This is a genomic window from Peptoniphilus sp. KCTC 25270, from assembly GCF_021012875.1.
In the GTDB taxonomy this organism is placed as follows: domain Bacteria; phylum Bacillota; class Clostridia; order Tissierellales; family Peptoniphilaceae; genus JAJMZJ01.
Genome location: NZ_JAJMZJ010000001.1, coordinates 300,371 through 316,020, shown reverse-complemented (window position 1 = coordinate 316,020; position 15,650 = coordinate 300,371). Strand labels below are relative to the sequence as shown.

The following is a 15,650-nucleotide window of genomic DNA, read 5'->3' as shown; positions in this document are numbered from 1 at the left end:
CTAGACGTTTAAGAAACGTTTAATGGAAAGCGAACTTCCCAATAGCCCCACTCCTACTCCAATGCTTGCGAAAATAACTCCCAAATCAAATAAGATATTCTTAGCTGGAATCAATTGCATGCCAAAGGATACTCTTAATCTCTCTTCTACTGCACTAAAAATGTAATCATAGCCGAAATATACAATGACCAAGGCAATAATACTTGCAATTACCCCAAAAATCATTCCCTCCATCAATAGAGGGCGACGAATATAGCCATTGGATGCTCCGATATATTTCATAATATGAATCTGCTCTTCCCGATTGGATAAAGTGGCTTTGATTGTATTGTGAATCAATACAATAGCAATCACCAACAAAATCGCCACTACAATAATTCCAAGAATTTGAACCCACTCTGTCATCTGAATGATTTTTTCTACCAAATCATCCAAATAAGATGCTTTTTCCACTCCTGGCATACCTTGTACTTGATTGGCTACGGTTTCCGCCTTATCTAAGGAAGATAGTTTTAAGGTTATACTAGATGGCAAAGGATTTTTGTCCAATCCTTCAATTAAATATTCATTTCCACTCATATTTAATTGCTCTTGGAACTCCTCCAAAGCTTGGTCCTTTGAGGTAAAGGTAACATCCTCTACATATCCTGTACTTTCTGCTTTGTCAATAATTCCTTGCATTTGCTCATCCGTTGCACCTTCTAATAAGTACACCACGACGCTATCTGCTTTACCAGCTGCTTCATTAATAACGCCACTCATATTCACAATAAGTAATAGTACTACTCCAAATAATACAAGAACCGCACTAATGGATATAACAGAAAGTAAACCCATTCCCTTGTTTCTTACAATCCCTTGGAAGGCCTCTTTCATATTACTAAGGAGTTGACGTAAAAATCTCATCTTCTCCTCCTTTTGTATCTTCTACAATGCGTCCTTCTTCCAAACGCACTACACGCTTATTCATAATTTCTACAATGTTCGTTGCATGGGTCGCCATAATTACAGTGGCCCCATCTTCATTGATTCGTTTCAACGTTTCCATTACTGTCATCGCTGTATCAAAATCTAAATTTCCCGTTGGCTCATCACACACCAATACAGGAGGGTTGTTTACGATGGCTCTTGCTATGGATAATCTTTGTCCTTCTCCACCAGATAACTCTGAAGGATATCGAGAAGATTTGTTTTCCAATCCAACCAATTCCAATACATGGGGTACACGTTTGCGAATTTCACTTCTACTTTCCCCGATGATTTCCATTGCATAGGCTACATTTTCATATACGGTCTTTTTTTGTAACAACCGATAGTCTTGGAAAACCACTCCTATATTTCGGCGAAGTTTGGGAATTCTCCAATTGGGAATTTGACAAATGTCTTTTTCATTCAAAAGAATTTTTCCCTTGGTTACATTCTCTTCTCGCATCAACAGTTTAACCATTGTGCTCTTTCCCGCACCAGACGCGCCGACAAAAAAAACGAACTCCCCTTGTGGGATTTCTAAATTTATATCAACCAAAGCTTGAACGCCATTTCGATACTCTTTATAAACATTACGAAATTCTATCAATTTATCACCTCTTGACGTTTCGCTTTCCACTAAAATCATAGTATATTATAATATAAGTTACAAAATAATTAAAGAGACAGAGGAGGATTTCATGGAAAAGAAACAATTCCGTAATATTTACAAAGAAAAAAGAAAAAAGTTGGGAGAAAACGCCCGTATCTTTGCCTCTCAAGAGATTTTGAAAAAATTAAAAAAACTCTCTATTTATAAAAATAGTCGTCATATTTTTGTTTTTGTAGGTATAGAGGAGGAAGTGGACACAGAAACATGGATCCCATCCCTGTTATCTGACGGAAAAAGAGTTTCTGTTCCCTTTGTAGAAAAAGGAAATCCTCATATGGTTGCCACAGAAATTTTCAATTCCCAAGAATTGGAAGATGGATTTTGGGGACTTCGTCAAATCCCAAAGGGGAAAATAGCTTCAAGAACTGTGGAAGATTTTGACTTGATTCTGGTTCCGGGTCTTGCCTTTTCTATGGATGGATATCGAGTTGGATATGGAGGAGGATTTTATGATCGTTTCCTAAAAAAATATCCCCAAGCTAAAACCTTGGGGATTGGATTTCATATACAATTAACCAAAGACGTTCCGAAAAATTCTTACGATGTTCCTCTTCACGGATTTTTAAGCGAAGAAGAATATTTACTCTTTTCCTCCTCTGAGGATTAATTGATTGATTTGAGCGGCAGAATACCCGGCGCCAAATCCATTGTCTATATTGACAACTGTAACCCCCTCTGAACAGGAATTCAACATTCCCAAGAGAGGGGTTAATCCTCCAAAATGAGAGCCATATCCTACTGAAGTCGGCAAGGCGATTACAGGAACAGAGACCAAACCTCCAATTACAGATGCCAACGCCCCTTCCATTCCAGCCACTGCCACTATGACATTGGCTTTTTTCAATATCTCTAAATTGTCCAATAGACGATGAATTCCCGCTACGCCTACATCGTATAAACGAATCACATGACTTCCGAGAAATTCTGCCGTCTCAGCGCATTCCTCGGCAACGGGAATATCAGAGGTCCCCCCTGTTGCAATAACGACACATCCCTTTTTTTCTACAGATGTCGTTACACTTTTAAGGACTTTGCTTCTTTCATTGTATTCTAAGTTTTGAATCTCTTCTTTTAGAAAATCATATTGTTCCTTGGATGCTTGCGTTCCTAAAACGTTGCATTTTTTCTCTTGAAAAGCTTTATAAATTCCTAGAAGTTCTTCTTTGCTTTTTCCTTTGCAAAAAATAACCTCTCCAAATCCCTTTCTTTTCTTTCTATGAAAATCCAGCTTCGCATAGCCTAAATTTTCGTAAGAATTTTCGTTCAATTCTTCTAAAGCTTCTTCCACACTAAGTTTACCTTCTTGTACTAAATGTAGTATTTCTCTATTTTCCATGTTTTCTCCTAATATTATAGAAAAAGTTTCAATTTCTAAATTCCATCTAACTTTTATTTTATCGTTTCAATTGGTATCTATTCTTATTTTTATTATGATATAATTTCAACAAAAGGATGTGATTGTTTGACCCCGTTTATACATATAGAAAATCTCATTCGAGTCTATCACATGGGAGAGGAAAAAGTCTATGCCCTCCGAGATATTAGTCTTGATGTTTATCGTTATGAAACATTGTGTCTCCTTGGAACCTCTGGTTCTGGAAAGAGTACTTTATTAAATGTTATGGCAGGATTGGATCGTCCCTCTTCTGGCCAAATTGTTATTGACGGTCGTTTGCACTTGGAAAAATTAAGTGAACAAGAACTCACAAAATTTCGCCAATACAATGTTGGATTTGTGTTTCAATCTTACAATTTAATTCCTACCCTCTCCGCTTTGGAAAATGTCTGTCTGGGCTTAACTTTCAAGGGAATTCCCAAAAAAGAACGTGAGGAAGCCGCCAAGGATATTTTGAATAAAGTTGGTTTAGGAGATCGAATGAATCATCGTCCAAAGGAAATGAGTGGTGGACAACAACAAAGGGTCTCCATCGCTCGTGCATTTGTAGATGCTCCGCCTATTCTTTTTGCCGATGAACCTACGGGAAATTTAGATACAAAAACTTCCATTGAAGTAATGGAACTAATGAAGGAAATGGCAAATACTCACAAACAAACCCTTATTATCGTTACCCATGATTTAGAAACAGCAGATTATGCCGATCGGATTATTGAAATGCGAGATGGCAAAATCATTCGAGATGAAAATGTAGGCAATAGAAAGGATATTTTATGAAAAAAACACTCGCTTTAGGGATGGCTTCCCTACTATTATTTATACCCCAGATTTCCCATGCAGAAAGCATGGAGAATTTGCCTTCTTTGGAAGATATAAAAGACAGTCCTCTACCTAAGTTATCTACCTCTCAAGCCCCTACTTCCAATTTGGATTTTACAGATATTACGTTTCCAGATAGTATGGGTCTTGACTCCAATTTACGCATTGGTTTTAGTATTTATAATAGCAGCAGTGTGGGAGCTAAAAATGTTGTCATTAAAGCCATTAGCCAAGATTTGCAAGGTTTGGTTCCAAAGTCTGTTAGCCAAGTGAATAGCAAGTATTTTGCACCAGAACAAAAGGAATCCTATTTATTTGATTTCAAAATTACTAATAACGCACAAAATAAAAATTATCCTATTGTACTATATTTAGCCTACATAGATGAATCTACAGGAAAAATGCAAGAATCCATGCAAACGGTCACTGTGAAAGTTGAAAATGGAGGACAGCAGATTACGGGAAATATTGGAGATATGATTCCTCTCCCTGGAGGAAACGATGGAAACCCTGAGGCAAGTGATTCCTCTATAAATATCCCTTCTTCCCCAGCTCCTTCTATGGGAGATTTATCAGGCTCTATCCCTTCTGGTGGCGGAGGGAGTCTTCCGATTACTCCTTCTGGTGGTGGAGGAAGTTCTACCTCTTTAGGGGCCAATACTCCTAAGATTATGATTGAAAGCTATGAAACCGATCCAGAAACGGTTCAATCGGGAGTCCCATTTACTCTAAAATTAAATTTATTCAACACAAATCGAGATAAATCGGTACGCAACATTCGTGTTTCCTTAACGGCGGACGCGGCAGAAAGTGTTCCTGTTTCTACGGGCAATAGTGAAAATCCTATGCAATCTGCCCTTTCAGGGGGAGGCGGAGGCGGAGCTTCTGCTTTTACTCCGGTAGGTAGTTCCAATACCTTCCATGTTGAATCCATTGCTCCTAGAAAATATGCAAGCAAGGAACTCACGTTGACTACAGCGCCTGATTCGGTTGCCAAAACCTATTCCATTACGGCCAATTTTGAATACGAAGACAAAGAAGGAAACCCCTATACTTCTTCTGAAATCATTGGGATTCCTGTCGTGCAAAAATCTGAGATTCAATTGGGAAACTTCACTATTGATACCGCTGGTGCAGCTGTTGGCGTGCCCATTCCTGTAAGTTTAGAATTTATTAATACTGGGCGCAGTAATTTAGGAAACGTCATGGTTAAAGTTCGAGGGAATTTTACTCCAGATACTTCTACTTATTATGCAGGTACGATTCAAGCAGGAGCCTCTGAAACCTATAACGTAAATCTAACCCCCGAAAAATCAGGGGAACAAACGGGAGAAATCATAATTACCTATGACGATCCTACGGGAAAAACACAAGAAGTTATTCAGCCTTTTAGTGTAAATGTAGAGGAAGAGGCGCCCGTGACTGAAGAAGAAATGTCCGAAGATAACGGTTCCAATCTTCCTATGATTATTGGCCTTTCTGGTTTCTTCTTAGTAATCGCAGCCCTTGCCTTCTTCCTATGGAAAAAACGAAAAAACAAAAAAAATGACGAAGAGGACTTGAAAATATCATGAGTTTAACCGATTTATTTTCCATGGCAATACGAAATCTGGCGGTGCGAAAACTTAGAACGTCTCTTACGCTTTTAGGCGTAATGATTGGAACAACGGCTATTATTGTAATGATTAGTTTTGGCTTAGGGATAAAATCTCAAAATGAACAAATGATTCAATCTATGGGCGATATGACCAGTTTGGATGTTCGAAAAGACGATATGTTTAGCCAAAATCCAGAGCCTTCGGACAAAAAATTAAATGCTCGCGCTTTGTTGGATATAAAAAATATTCCCCATGTTGCCGCTGCCTCTCCCGTCTATACTTCTACTTTTGAAATGAAATTTCGGAATTTTCAGAATGATTATGTTTCTGTTACGGCCATCGAGCCAGAAGCCTTTGATAGTTTTCAATGGGAGATGGAAAAAGGCCACGGAATTTCTAACTCTTCTCAAATTGAAATGGTTCTGGGAAGCCAAGCTGTATCAGGCTTTTACGACCCAAACAGCACAACAGAAGGCTACTTTGATGAAGAGGGAAATATTATAGACCCGCCGCCTCCATTTGAAGCCAATGGAGTAAAAATGGAAATCTCTCAATCTGGCGGAGCAGCTATGTTCCCTGGAATGGGGTCCAATCTTGAAAGCACTGCGGAGGCAAAAAAAGCGGAAATAAAGATTGTTGGGGTTCTAAAAGAAAAGAAGGATTATACCGTAGATTACGGCGCCTATATGAGTATTGAATCCTATAAAAATTTGCTGAAACAGTTGGATTTAGAAATACCCAAATCCACAGAATACGAGACCATAAAAGTAAAAGTGGATGATATTGAAAATGTTCGAGATGTGGAACAAGAAATCAAAAACATGGGATTTAGTGCCCAAGGTTTGTTTTCTATTTTGGATAGCATGAATCAAGTTATGAATGCTATTTCTGCCATATTTGCCGGCATTGGAGCTATTTCTTTTATTGTTGCAGCCATTGGAATTACCAATACTATGATTATGTCCATTTATGAACGAACAAGGGAAATTGGTGTTATGAAAGTTATTGGTGCTTCCATTCAAGATATTCAGCGACTCTTTTTAGTGGAGGCTGGTTTAATTGGTTTAATGGGAGGAGCCATTGGTATTCTTTTTAGTCTCCTATTGAGCACCTTATTTAATTTCATTGGAGCTCGATTTATGAGTAGCATGACAGGGGATGAAATGGCTTCTGCCGTTTCTATTATTCCTCTTTGGCTAATTATTGTAGCCCTTTTGTTTTCCACTTTTGTTGGAATTTTAGCTGGCTACTTCCCTGCTCGACGAGCTATGAATTTATCGGCTCTTGATGCCATTCGTACAGAATAAAAAATAAGCTTAGAACTCTGGATTTTCCACAAGTTCTAAGCTTATTTTATTTCCCTTAAAAAAGCCTCTCTTAAGAGAGGCTTTTTATTATTCTGCTGTTGCTTGTTCTAAAGCGTTATCTACCGCTCCTTTGATTCCGTTTGAAGTCATAGTTGCTCCACTTAAACCATCAATGTCCGTAGATCCTTTTTCTACAATTGCGCCTGGCAAAGTATCCAAAGCTTCTTGTGTTGCTGGAATTTTATCTACAGATTCTCCATGGCTTAACACTTGGATATCAGACATTTTTCCATCCGTAACAGTCACTTCTACTTTAATAGGATTTGCTGGATCATATCCCGCTGCTTCTCCTGTATAAGTACCGTCTGTATAAGATGCTCCACCGCCTGCACAACCAACCAAAGTGGCTGCTAATAAAGCCGTTGAGGCCAAAGAATACAATTTTTTCATTATTTCCTCCTAAAGTCTCCGTTCTTCATTCTATTTTCGTTCTTCTTATCTATACCCGAAAATTTTATTTTATAAAGCTTTCCGAAAACTCTATTATAAATTAAATGTAATCTTTTACGTGCTTTTTAATTTTTTCTACTGTTAATCCAAAGTGATCAAACACTTCACTACCAGGGCCACAAGCTCCAAACTCATCGATTCCAATAGCGATTCCATCTAAACCAATGTAACGATTCCATGATAAAGTAGATCCCGCTTCCATAGAAATTCTTTTTCTTACATCACATGGCAATACCATTTCTCTATATGCTTTTGACTGGGCTTCAAACAATTCCATAGATGGCATAGATACAACACGAATGGATTTTCCTTCTTTTTCCCATTCTTCTTTTAATTCCATGGCTATGGAAACTTCAGAACCAGAAGCCATAAGAATGCAATCAATGGATTCTTTGCATTCTTTTCCTACAATATATCCACCACGCACGGCTTCTTTTGATGTATTTTCAAGTTCTGATAATTTTTGACGAGATAATGCCAAAGCAACCGGAGTCGATTTGGATTGCATACTTACATACCATCCGGCTGCAACTTCTGTGCTATCCGCTGGACGATAGGTAATTAAATTTGGAATGGAACGTAACATCGTCAATTGTTCAATTGGTTGATGGGTCGGTCCGTCTTCTCCTACCCCAATGCTATCGTGTGTGAAAATAAAAGTTACTGGTAAATTCATCAATGCACTTAGACGAATTTGTGGTTTCATATAGTCGCTGAAAATTAAGAAGGTTGCTCCATAAGAACGGAACCCTCCGTGTAAATAAATCCCGTTTACAATAGCGCCCATGGCGTGTTCTCTAACGCCAAAATTAATATTTGCGCCACTTCGATCTTTTGCTGAGAATTGACCCATTTCTTTCATGTCCGATTTATTGGATGGTGCCAAATCAGCACTACCGCCAAATAAATTGCCCATTCCTTTGGCTACCCTTTGCAAAACAACATGAGAGCTTTCTCGTGTAGCCATATCTTTTTCCACGGGAGTCCAAAATTCTTCTGAATCCAAAAAGCTCAAATCTTTTTCTTCTTCTCCAATGTCTTCTAAAAATTGTTTATAGACTTCTGGATATTTTTCTTTATAGGACTCTTCCAGTGCTAACCATTTTTCGTATTCTTTGTCTTTTTCTTGGATTTTTTCGGCTACTAAATCTTGCACATCCTTATGGATTTCAAAAGGTTCCAATGTTGGATATTCTAATTTTTTACGAGTTTCATCGGATTTTTCTACGCCCAATGGAGATCCATGTACAGAGGCAGAACCTTCTAAAGGAGAACCATAACCGATTTTTGTTTTGATTTCAATCAAACTTGGTTTTTTTGTTTCTTTCTTGGCTTCTTCAATGGCTTTTCCAATTTCTTCCAAATTGGTTCCATCTTCTACCGTTAATACATGCCAATCCAAAGCTTCATAACGAGCCCCTACGTTTTCACGGAAGGCAAGATCTGTATCTCCTTCAATGGTAATATTATTGGAATCATACAATACAATCATTTTTCCCAATTCCAAAGTACCTGCCAAAGAGGAGGCTTCGTTGCTAACACCTTCCATTAAATCGCCATCGCCTACTAGGACGTAAGTATAATGATCGATTAATTTTGCGTCGTCTTTATTGTATTTTTCTGCCAATTTACTTTCTGCCATGGCAAAACCAACGGCTGTGGAAATACCTGCCCCCAATGGACCGGTTGTCGTTTCAACGCCTACTGTATGTCCATACTCTGGATGGCCTGGAGTTAAGCTGTTCAACTGACGGAAATTCTTCAAATCTCCTTTCGATACTCCATATCCAAAAACATGCAAAAGAGAATAAAGCAAACTAGAGCCATGTCCTGCACTTAAAATAAAACGATCCCGATTGATCCAATTTGGTTGTTTGGGATTAAAATTCATATGGTTGGCCCAAAGTTCCCACGCCATAGGACTTGCTCCCAAAGGCAATCCGGGATGACCACTATTGGCGCTGTCCACCTGATCGATGGACAATACACGTAAGGTATTTACTGCTAAATGTTCTCTACTCATTATTCCCTCCTGTTTCCTTTTTTACTTCTAACACAGAATTTTTGTCTTGCATGATTTTTAGTAAAAATTTTGGTATCGCCATTTGTCGCTTAATTCTTGATGGATTCGTAATTAGACGATAAAACCATTCCAAGTTCCAATCAATAAATATTTGAGGAGCTCGTTTGTTTACGCCTCCTAAAATATCAATTACCCCACCATTTCCTATAACTACACGCACATTTCGTAAATTTTCTTTATTGGCTTCAATCCACAGTTCTTGCTTGGGAAATCCCAATCCAACAAATAGAATCTCTGCTCCTGATTCGTTGATTTTTTCAACAATGGCCGCTTCTTCTTCACTATTTTCAAATCCAGTATGAGTTCCCTTAAAGTATCCGTTCTGCGTTCCTGCAATCGTTAACTTTGGATACAATTCTCTAAGATTTTTTTTCGCCATTTCTCCCACGCCAGGAGCGGCCCCTAATAAAAACACAGAAACATCTTGCTTTTGTGCATATTCCAGCAAGTACATGGATAAATCATATCCTGTCACTCGTTCTTTTAGGGGATGATTTCTTAATTTGGATCCAATGACCAAACCAATTCCATCTGCTACAACCAAATCCGCTGAATTTACGATTTGAGATAAACGAGGATCTTTTTTGGCTTCCATTACAATTTCTGTATTGGGCGTATAGATCCGGTGGAGTTTTTCTTCCAATAGAAACTCTTGTAAAATTTCCTTGGCTTCTTGAAAACTTACATTGTCCACCCTTGTATTGAAAATTTGTATTTTTTCTCTATTTTTCCAAGAGCTTAAAGACATATTCTACATTCCTCCTAGTAAGGGCTATAAATTCTTCATGCTTTCTTCGAATTCGATTTCGCAACAATGCCTTGTCCCTATACGTTTCCAAAATATCCTTCAACAATTTATCCGTATCTAAGTTCTCCACAGATTCATACGCATCAATTTCCAATTGTTTTAGGTGAGATTCTACTTTTGGATCATATACCAATCCGACAGCGGGAACATTTTCTGTTACAGCATAAATTAAAGAGTGCAAACGCATGGCCAATATAACATGGCAACGTCCAATAATCCCCTTAATTTCTTTTGTCCCATAATTTCTCCGAATAACATGAGTATAATTTCTATGGCGCATTTTCCCTTGAATCAATTCGCTAAATTCAACATCTTCTGGATAGTGCAGAGGAATAAATAAAATTTCTACCCCCAACTCTTCGTAGACTCTATCCAAAACTTTGGCCATTTGTTCCCCTAGATTGGGAGATTTTTTCCATTGGCGCAAGCAAACTCCCAAATATTGTTTGTTTGGTTGAATTCCTTCTCGCTTTAGAATTTTTAGAATGGTCTCTTGGTCCACAGAATCTAAAGCATAAACAGGGTCTGATGTTACTTCTATTGGCGGCTTTTTTACTCCTATTTTTTTCACTACTTCCATGGAATCCCAATCCCTTAGAGTAATCTGATCTACGCGATTTAGGATAAAAGAAGTCAGTTTTTGATTTATTTTTCCATTAATAGGCCCGACCCCATTGGCATAAACATAGACTTTTTTTCTATATAGTTTCGCCAAAGCAATAATGCTCAAATAATAAAATAGGGAGCGAGAGCTCGTAACGTCTTGCAACAAAGATCCACCACCGCTAATTAAAATATCACATTCTTTTACTGCTTCTCGAACAGAAGAAAAATGAAATCTTTGAGTCGCGGAAACATCGTAAATGTTTTTTGTACGACTCGGATTGTATGAGAGGATATTAATGGATAGATCGGGTTCTTCTTTTCTTAGTTCTTGAATAATTGCCTGTAAAATCGCATCATCTCCACTATTGTCAAAACCATAGTATCCACTAAATAATATCTTCTTTGTCATAATCCTCTCACCTCCCATCTAAGGTTTCTCTTCTCTTCTCCAAGGCCACTTGTCTTTCCCTCTTTTCTTTTTGTACCAAGGTATAACTTAGTCCCAATAAAATCCAAAAAGTGGTCGTAATTTTCATCATGTAGAATATATTTTCAAACATTCCATGGAGCAACATTCCGCTAAAACTTGCCAATAAAGCCGCTGCCATAATTCTACGATACGAATTTTCGCTTTTTATTCCATATTGAATCAATAAAGCAAAGATACTTACAATAAATAAAACGAACAAAACAAATCCAACGATTCCCAATTCCGCAAAAATTTCAATATAGCTATTGTGAGCATGGAAAATTGGCATCGTTCGAATATAGGTTTCAAAAGTGTATTTGAAAGGTTGATGCCCTAAACCAACTCCTACAAGAAAGTGATCCCGAATTACCTCTCCTGTCACCTCCCAGATTTTGAAACGATAGGAAGTGGAAGAATCCGCCAAGTTAAATATTGTCATAAATCGAGATAAGAAACTTGCAGGTAATAAATATAAACCGACCACTCCGGCGGGAATGGATAATAACAGTAGTCGTTTCTTTACAAAGAACAAAAATACTACGGCACCAAAGGCTATAGAAATCCACCCTCCTCTAGACATCGTCATAAATAAAGCTATAATTTGTACGGCAAATAAACCTAGATAAAAAAGTCTAACCCCGTCTCTTTTTGTACTCCAGAACAGTCCCACTGTTAAAGGAGACAACATAACCAGAATTTCTGCAAAAATATTGGGATTCCCAAATACAGAGTAAACTCTTGCCTTAATAAAACTATTTGTAGAAGTGTCTACCCATTCGTCTAAGATTTCCACGCCAGCAAAATATTGATAAATTCCATACAGAGCCAATAAAGTTGTCATAAAAGAAAGAATGACTACCATGCGGTGGAAATTTTCCTTTTCTCTTCCTAAATCCAATATAGTTGTCATCGCCAAAATACCTACTGTATGAATGGCTAAATCTCGAAAACTTCCCATTACCATTATAGAAGTAAAGGTTGCAATACACATTAAAACAAAATAAACGTAAGCAATGGTTTCATAGGAATGCACTTGGTAGACTTTTTCCTTTGCCGTTATTTTTCGAAATAGATTCAATCCAAAAATCCCAATAATGGCTATCATGGACAAAATATCCGGCAATAAGGTGTAGGATCCCAAAATCCCCAATACTCCTACAATGGGATAGTCATAGCAAATAGCAATGGCTATGATTCCAAAAAACAGCAAAGCCACATAAGAAATTTGAAAATAAAATCCGACCAAGGCCAAGAGAAGACCTAGGACAAAAAACAATAGAGGATTTACGCGAAATTTTACTGTTTCCATGATTCCGCCTCCTCATCTTTCAAACAAACCGTTCCGAAAAATTCTACACAGCGAATCAATAAACTGGATTTCAGTTTCCCACGGGCATTTTCACTAAGTAAGAAACTTATGGTTCCCAACAAAATAAATACTAAGCCGATCATCCCTTGAATTCGCTTTGTAATTACTAAAATTACCAATAATCCAAATCCAAATCCTAAAAAAGATAATCCGAGAATTGAAAGGCCAGAAGAAAGCTTTCCTACCGCATCTAAGGTTTGGAATAAAGCAGATCCATAAATAACCCTAGACAAACGATCTCGTATCCAAACGATTATAGTATTTATCAATCGAAAAATTCCTCGAATCAGTTTGTATGTGATTGTATTTTTAAGGTAATAGTCTAAATTTAGAATTCCATGTATTAACTTTGAGCCTTCCAAAGCTCGAGAAATTCCTTTCCCGATTCCTTGGAATATCCTATGAAGGAAGCTTCCTTCATACCAGCCATTTAACACAAGCAATATCCATAATCCAGCACGTATTACAATACTAGATTCAAGCATATATTACTCCTCTACATTGATACCTACAACAACCCCCGTAAAGGCACTTGTTTTAGATTTCACGCGATATTCTACTCCTACGCGAATTTCTTCTCCACCAACAACATAGCTTTTATCTGTTTCTGTAACATCTACATCCAATTCAATAAAGATTGTGTACTTATCAGGAACTTCTGCTTGGATCCATTCTCCGTTTCCTTCCACTTTATCTAAGTAAGGAGTCACTTCTACTTTAGAAATTTTTCCCATGTAAACGCCTTTATCGTAGTGATACAACTCTTGTCCTTCCCGGATGTTTTCTACGGTTTGAGAGCGTACATCGGCAACCATCATGGTTACTTTCCCTTTTCCTGTAGATTCCGCTACAACGGATGTATCTTTGAAGCGAGTGATGCCTCCTACAATTGCTACAATTAGAATCAAAACGAATAATAAATCAATAATATTTACAATTCCAAATAGCTTCCCTTTTTTGTCCATTAACTGCATTCTAGTTCTTTCCTCCATCTTTCTTTATAATATCTTCATAAATTTCAATATGTTTTTTCGCCATAGATTCCGCCGAAAAATGCTCTCGAACATACTGATTCAAGGCTACTCCTCGTTCTTTCAGCTGTTCTGGATGATTGTTTATTCTAACTAAAATTTCTCCCAATTCTTGGGCATTTCCTGGTTCAAACAGGTAATCTTGATTCTTGCCTGCCATCTCAGGAATTCCTCCTACTTTCGAAGCTACAAAGGCAAGATTTTCTCGCGCCCCTTCCATTAAAGCATAAGGGAAGGACTCGCTCTTTGAGGTTAAAAGGTTCACATCTCCTGCCGCAAATAAATTCTCAGGATCCTTTAACTCTCCAATGAGTCGAACGTTGTTTTCCAACCCATGCTCCTTTATATAGCTTTTCAAATGCTCTTCTTCCATTCCAGAACCAGCCAAAATAAAGAAAGAATCTTGTAAACTTTTTTTGTTCTCATTAATGGCCTTAACCAAAGTTCGGTGGTCTTTTACTTGGTCCAATCGTGCTGCCATAACAAATAATGTCTTGTCTTTATGCTCTGTTAAGTCAAATCGCTCCAAAAATTTTTCTCGTTCCATGGTGCCAAGACGACTATCCATGTCAATTCCATTGTAAACAACATAGATTTTTTCTTTTGGAAAACCACGAGAAATCAGCATTTCCTTAAATTTCTGAGTAATCGCTATATAATAAGAAAAGCGCTTCAAAGCGAATGTATTCAATGGAGTAAAAATTTTGTCTTTAATAAAGCTGTCCTTAAAATCCAATCGATAATCACTATGAAGGGTTGTTACCATTGGCACATTTATGGAAGAACGCAAAAAGAGAGCATTAAAATTAGCCCTTGCCCCATGGCAATGGATCAAATCATAATCCCCTTCTTGAATTTCTTTTTTTACCCTATCCATCGCCTTCATATCAAAGCGACTTTTTTGTTCTACTAGCTCTATATCAATTCCCGCCTCTTTTGCCTCATCATAGAAATCTTCATGGATAAAACAAATAATTTTCGCCTTTGCTTTTCCTTGAAATCCTTTCATTAAGGAAAAAATATGGGTTTTTGCACCGCCGCTATCTCCTCCACTGATTAAATGAAGTACTTTTATCATGGATACTCCTTTATTCATTTCCTAAAATGGAATAACTTCCTCGAACCATAACAATAACGTCTGTCTTGGCCTTTAAGCCCCTTCCATCGCTTCTTGGTAAAATCAACTGATGATTGGATTTTACCTCTTCTCCTTCTGGAATATCTCTTCCTTCTGTAACATCAGAAAGACCGCCTAAATCAGAAGCAATTGCTGTGGCTCTTCCACTTCGCAATATCATTTCCGTTCCACTCGCTCCAACAATTCTTGACCCAGCATTGGCATTGACAACGACCAAAGAATCTGAGCCATACCCCGTTGTCGGCGAAGTAATTCGCAATTCTTGCTTTAACAACTCTATTTGTTGGTTAAAATAACTTAGCGAAATCAAAGGATCATCCCCATTTGCTAGCAAAGGCTTCGAACCGAATGCTAAAAAGAATCCTATCGCACCAATAGCAATAAACTTTTTCCCTATATTCTTCTTCCAATTCATTTCATCACCCCTTCTATACAATAATTTTATTATACACTAGTAGCAAAAAATAAGCACGAAGAACACATCTTCGCGCTTATTCAATATGTACTCTATTTGTCACGCAAACCCAAACTTATTTTTGCTGCTTGATCCACAGCTTTCATAATATCCTCATTAAATCTACCGATTTTTTCTCTTAATCTTTTTTTATCGATCGTCCGAACCTGTTCCATAAGAATCACAGAGTTTTTAGGTAAGTCATTATCCGTTGCCTTGACTTGGACGTGAGTCGGCAACTTCGTTTTATTCAGCTGAGACGTGATGGCTGCAACCACTGTTGTAGGAGAATATTTATTCCCTACGTCATTCTGAATAATTACAACAGGGCGAACGCCACCTTGCTCCGATCCTATAACCGGACTCAGATCTGCATAAAAAATATCGCCTCTTTTAATTACCATATACCACATCCTATTTTTA

Annotated in this window: 17 protein-coding genes; 4 read left to right on the top strand and 13 right to left on the bottom strand. The window is 37.7% G+C overall.

The window, feature by feature from the left end; translation table 11 throughout:
• Together ftsX and ftsE are read right to left on the bottom strand one after the other, a co-directional pair.
• Positions 1-906: a permease-like cell division protein FtsX gene (ftsX, locus tag LQU94_RS01540; RefSeq protein WP_230634583.1), complete on the bottom strand. Its 906-nt coding sequence runs from the start codon at positions 904-906 to the stop codon at positions 1-3.
• Positions 881-1,576, bottom strand: a complete 696-nt coding sequence (gene ftsE, locus LQU94_RS01535) for a cell division ATP-binding protein FtsE (protein ID WP_230634581.1) — start codon at positions 1,574-1,576, stop codon at positions 881-883. The genes ftsX and ftsE overlap by 26 nt, the downstream gene beginning before the upstream one ends.
• 91 nt (positions 1,577-1,667) lie before the next feature.
• Here ftsE and LQU94_RS01530 point away from each other — a divergent pair, with 91 nt between their 5' ends.
• Positions 1,668-2,246 carry a 5-formyltetrahydrofolate cyclo-ligase gene (locus tag LQU94_RS01530; protein ID WP_230634579.1) on the top strand — a complete coding sequence of 193 codons (579 nt, stop codon included), beginning with the start codon at positions 1,668-1,670 and terminating at the stop codon, positions 2,244-2,246.
• Here the strand turns inward: LQU94_RS01530 and larB are convergent.
• Positions 2,220-2,975: a nickel pincer cofactor biosynthesis protein LarB gene (larB, locus tag LQU94_RS01525; RefSeq protein ID WP_230634577.1), complete on the bottom strand. Its 756-nt coding sequence runs from the start codon at positions 2,973-2,975 to the stop codon at positions 2,220-2,222. The genes LQU94_RS01530 and larB overlap by 27 nt on opposite strands.
• A gap of 126 nt (positions 2,976-3,101) precedes the next feature.
• On the opposite strand from larB, the gene LQU94_RS01520 reads away from it, so the two are divergent.
• The 3 genes from LQU94_RS01520 to LQU94_RS01510 are packed head-to-tail and all read left to right on the top strand — an operon-like array spanning position 3,102 to position 6,759.
• Positions 3,102-3,812 carry an ABC transporter ATP-binding protein gene (locus LQU94_RS01520; protein WP_230634575.1) on the top strand — a complete coding sequence of 237 codons (711 nt, stop codon included), beginning with the start codon at positions 3,102-3,104 and terminating at the stop codon, positions 3,810-3,812.
• Complete coding sequence (locus LQU94_RS01515) at positions 3,809-5,428, top strand: COG1361 S-layer family protein (protein ID WP_230634573.1); 1,620 nt, start codon at positions 3,809-3,811, stop codon at positions 5,426-5,428. The genes LQU94_RS01520 and LQU94_RS01515 overlap by 4 nt, the downstream gene beginning before the upstream one ends.
• Positions 5,425-6,759 carry an ABC transporter permease gene (locus LQU94_RS01510; protein WP_230634571.1) on the top strand — a complete coding sequence of 445 codons (1,335 nt, stop codon included), beginning with the start codon at positions 5,425-5,427 and terminating at the stop codon, positions 6,757-6,759. The genes LQU94_RS01515 and LQU94_RS01510 overlap by 4 nt, the downstream gene beginning before the upstream one ends.
• Before the next feature lie 87 nt (positions 6,760-6,846).
• On the opposite strand, the gene LQU94_RS01505 is transcribed toward LQU94_RS01510, so the two are convergent.
• From LQU94_RS01505 to LQU94_RS01460, 10 genes are all read right to left on the bottom strand, one after another.
• Positions 6,847-7,209: an FMN-binding protein gene (locus tag LQU94_RS01505; RefSeq protein ID WP_230634569.1), complete on the bottom strand. Its 363-nt coding sequence runs from the start codon at positions 7,207-7,209 to the stop codon at positions 6,847-6,849.
• 100 nt (positions 7,210-7,309) lie between these two features.
• Complete coding sequence (gene tkt / locus LQU94_RS01500) at positions 7,310-9,292, bottom strand: transketolase (RefSeq protein WP_230634567.1); 1,983 nt, start codon at positions 9,290-9,292, stop codon at positions 7,310-7,312.
• Positions 9,285-10,100 (bottom strand): WecB/TagA/CpsF family glycosyltransferase, encoded by an 816-nt coding sequence (locus tag LQU94_RS01495; RefSeq protein ID WP_230634565.1) that lies wholly within the window; start codon positions 10,098-10,100, stop codon positions 9,285-9,287. The genes tkt and LQU94_RS01495 overlap by 8 nt, the downstream gene beginning before the upstream one ends.
• Complete coding sequence (gene csaB / locus LQU94_RS01490; RefSeq protein ID WP_230634563.1) at positions 10,075-11,175, bottom strand: polysaccharide pyruvyl transferase CsaB; 1,101 nt, start codon at positions 11,173-11,175, stop codon at positions 10,075-10,077. The genes LQU94_RS01495 and csaB overlap by 26 nt, the downstream gene beginning before the upstream one ends.
• A gap of 7 nt (positions 11,176-11,182) precedes the next feature.
• Positions 11,183-12,544, bottom strand: coding sequence for an O-antigen ligase (locus LQU94_RS01485; protein WP_230634561.1), 1,362 nt, complete (start codon positions 12,542-12,544; stop codon positions 11,183-11,185).
• Positions 12,532-13,089: a hypothetical protein gene (locus LQU94_RS01480; RefSeq protein ID WP_230634559.1), complete on the bottom strand. Its 558-nt coding sequence runs from the start codon at positions 13,087-13,089 to the stop codon at positions 12,532-12,534. The genes LQU94_RS01485 and LQU94_RS01480 overlap by 13 nt, the downstream gene beginning before the upstream one ends.
• A gap of 3 nt (positions 13,090-13,092) precedes the next feature.
• Positions 13,093-13,578, bottom strand: a complete 486-nt coding sequence (locus LQU94_RS01475; RefSeq protein ID WP_230634557.1) for a DUF4330 domain-containing protein — start codon at positions 13,576-13,578, stop codon at positions 13,093-13,095.
• Between the two features lies 1 nt (position 13,579).
• Positions 13,580-14,713: a glycosyltransferase gene (locus tag LQU94_RS01470; protein WP_230634555.1), complete on the bottom strand. Its 1,134-nt coding sequence runs from the start codon at positions 14,711-14,713 to the stop codon at positions 13,580-13,582.
• Positions 14,714-14,723: 10 nt separating this feature from the next.
• On the bottom strand, positions 14,724-15,188 hold the full coding sequence (locus LQU94_RS01465) for a hypothetical protein (RefSeq protein ID WP_230634553.1): 465 nt from the start codon (positions 15,186-15,188) through the stop codon (positions 14,724-14,726).
• 92 nt (positions 15,189-15,280) lie between these two features.
• A complete protein-coding gene (locus LQU94_RS01460) occupies positions 15,281-15,631 on the bottom strand; it encodes a type II toxin-antitoxin system PemK/MazF family toxin (RefSeq protein ID WP_230634551.1) in 351 nt (116 codons plus the stop codon).
• Between the last annotated feature and the right edge of the window lie 19 nt (positions 15,632-15,650).

Coding starts and splice junctions, on each gene's coding strand:
- ftsX (WP_230634583.1), bottom strand. CDS start 906: ATGAGATTTTTACGTCAACTCCTTAGTAATATGAAAGAGGCCTTCCAA.
- LQU94_RS01530 (WP_230634579.1), top strand. CDS start 1,668: ATGGAAAAGAAACAATTCCGTAATATTTACAAAGAAAAAAGAAAAAAG.
- larB (WP_230634577.1), bottom strand. CDS start 2,975: ATGGAAAATAGAGAAATACTACATTTAGTACAAGAAGGTAAACTTAGT.
- LQU94_RS01515 (WP_230634573.1), top strand. CDS start 3,809: ATGAAAAAAACACTCGCTTTAGGGATGGCTTCCCTACTATTATTTATA.
- LQU94_RS01510 (WP_230634571.1), top strand. CDS start 5,425: ATGAGTTTAACCGATTTATTTTCCATGGCAATACGAAATCTGGCGGTG.
- LQU94_RS01505 (WP_230634569.1), bottom strand. CDS start 7,209: ATGAAAAAATTGTATTCTTTGGCCTCAACGGCTTTATTAGCAGCCACT.
- tkt (WP_230634567.1), bottom strand. CDS start 9,292: ATGAGTAGAGAACATTTAGCAGTAAATACCTTACGTGTATTGTCCATC.
- LQU94_RS01495 (WP_230634565.1), bottom strand. CDS start 10,100: ATGTCTTTAAGCTCTTGGAAAAATAGAGAAAAAATACAAATTTTCAAT.
- csaB (WP_230634563.1), bottom strand. CDS start 11,175: ATGACAAAGAAGATATTATTTAGTGGATACTATGGTTTTGACAATAGT.
- LQU94_RS01485 (WP_230634561.1), bottom strand. CDS start 12,544: ATGGAAACAGTAAAATTTCGCGTAAATCCTCTATTGTTTTTTGTCCTA.
- LQU94_RS01480 (WP_230634559.1), bottom strand. CDS start 13,089: ATGCTTGAATCTAGTATTGTAATACGTGCTGGATTATGGATATTGCTT.
- LQU94_RS01475 (WP_230634557.1), bottom strand. CDS start 13,578: ATGCAGTTAATGGACAAAAAAGGGAAGCTATTTGGAATTGTAAATATT.
- LQU94_RS01470 (WP_230634555.1), bottom strand. CDS start 14,713: ATGATAAAAGTACTTCATTTAATCAGTGGAGGAGATAGCGGCGGTGCA.
- LQU94_RS01465 (WP_230634553.1), bottom strand. CDS start 15,188: ATGAATTGGAAGAAGAATATAGGGAAAAAGTTTATTGCTATTGGTGCG.
- LQU94_RS01460 (WP_230634551.1), bottom strand. CDS start 15,631: ATGGTAATTAAAAGAGGCGATATTTTTTATGCAGATCTGAGTCCGGTT.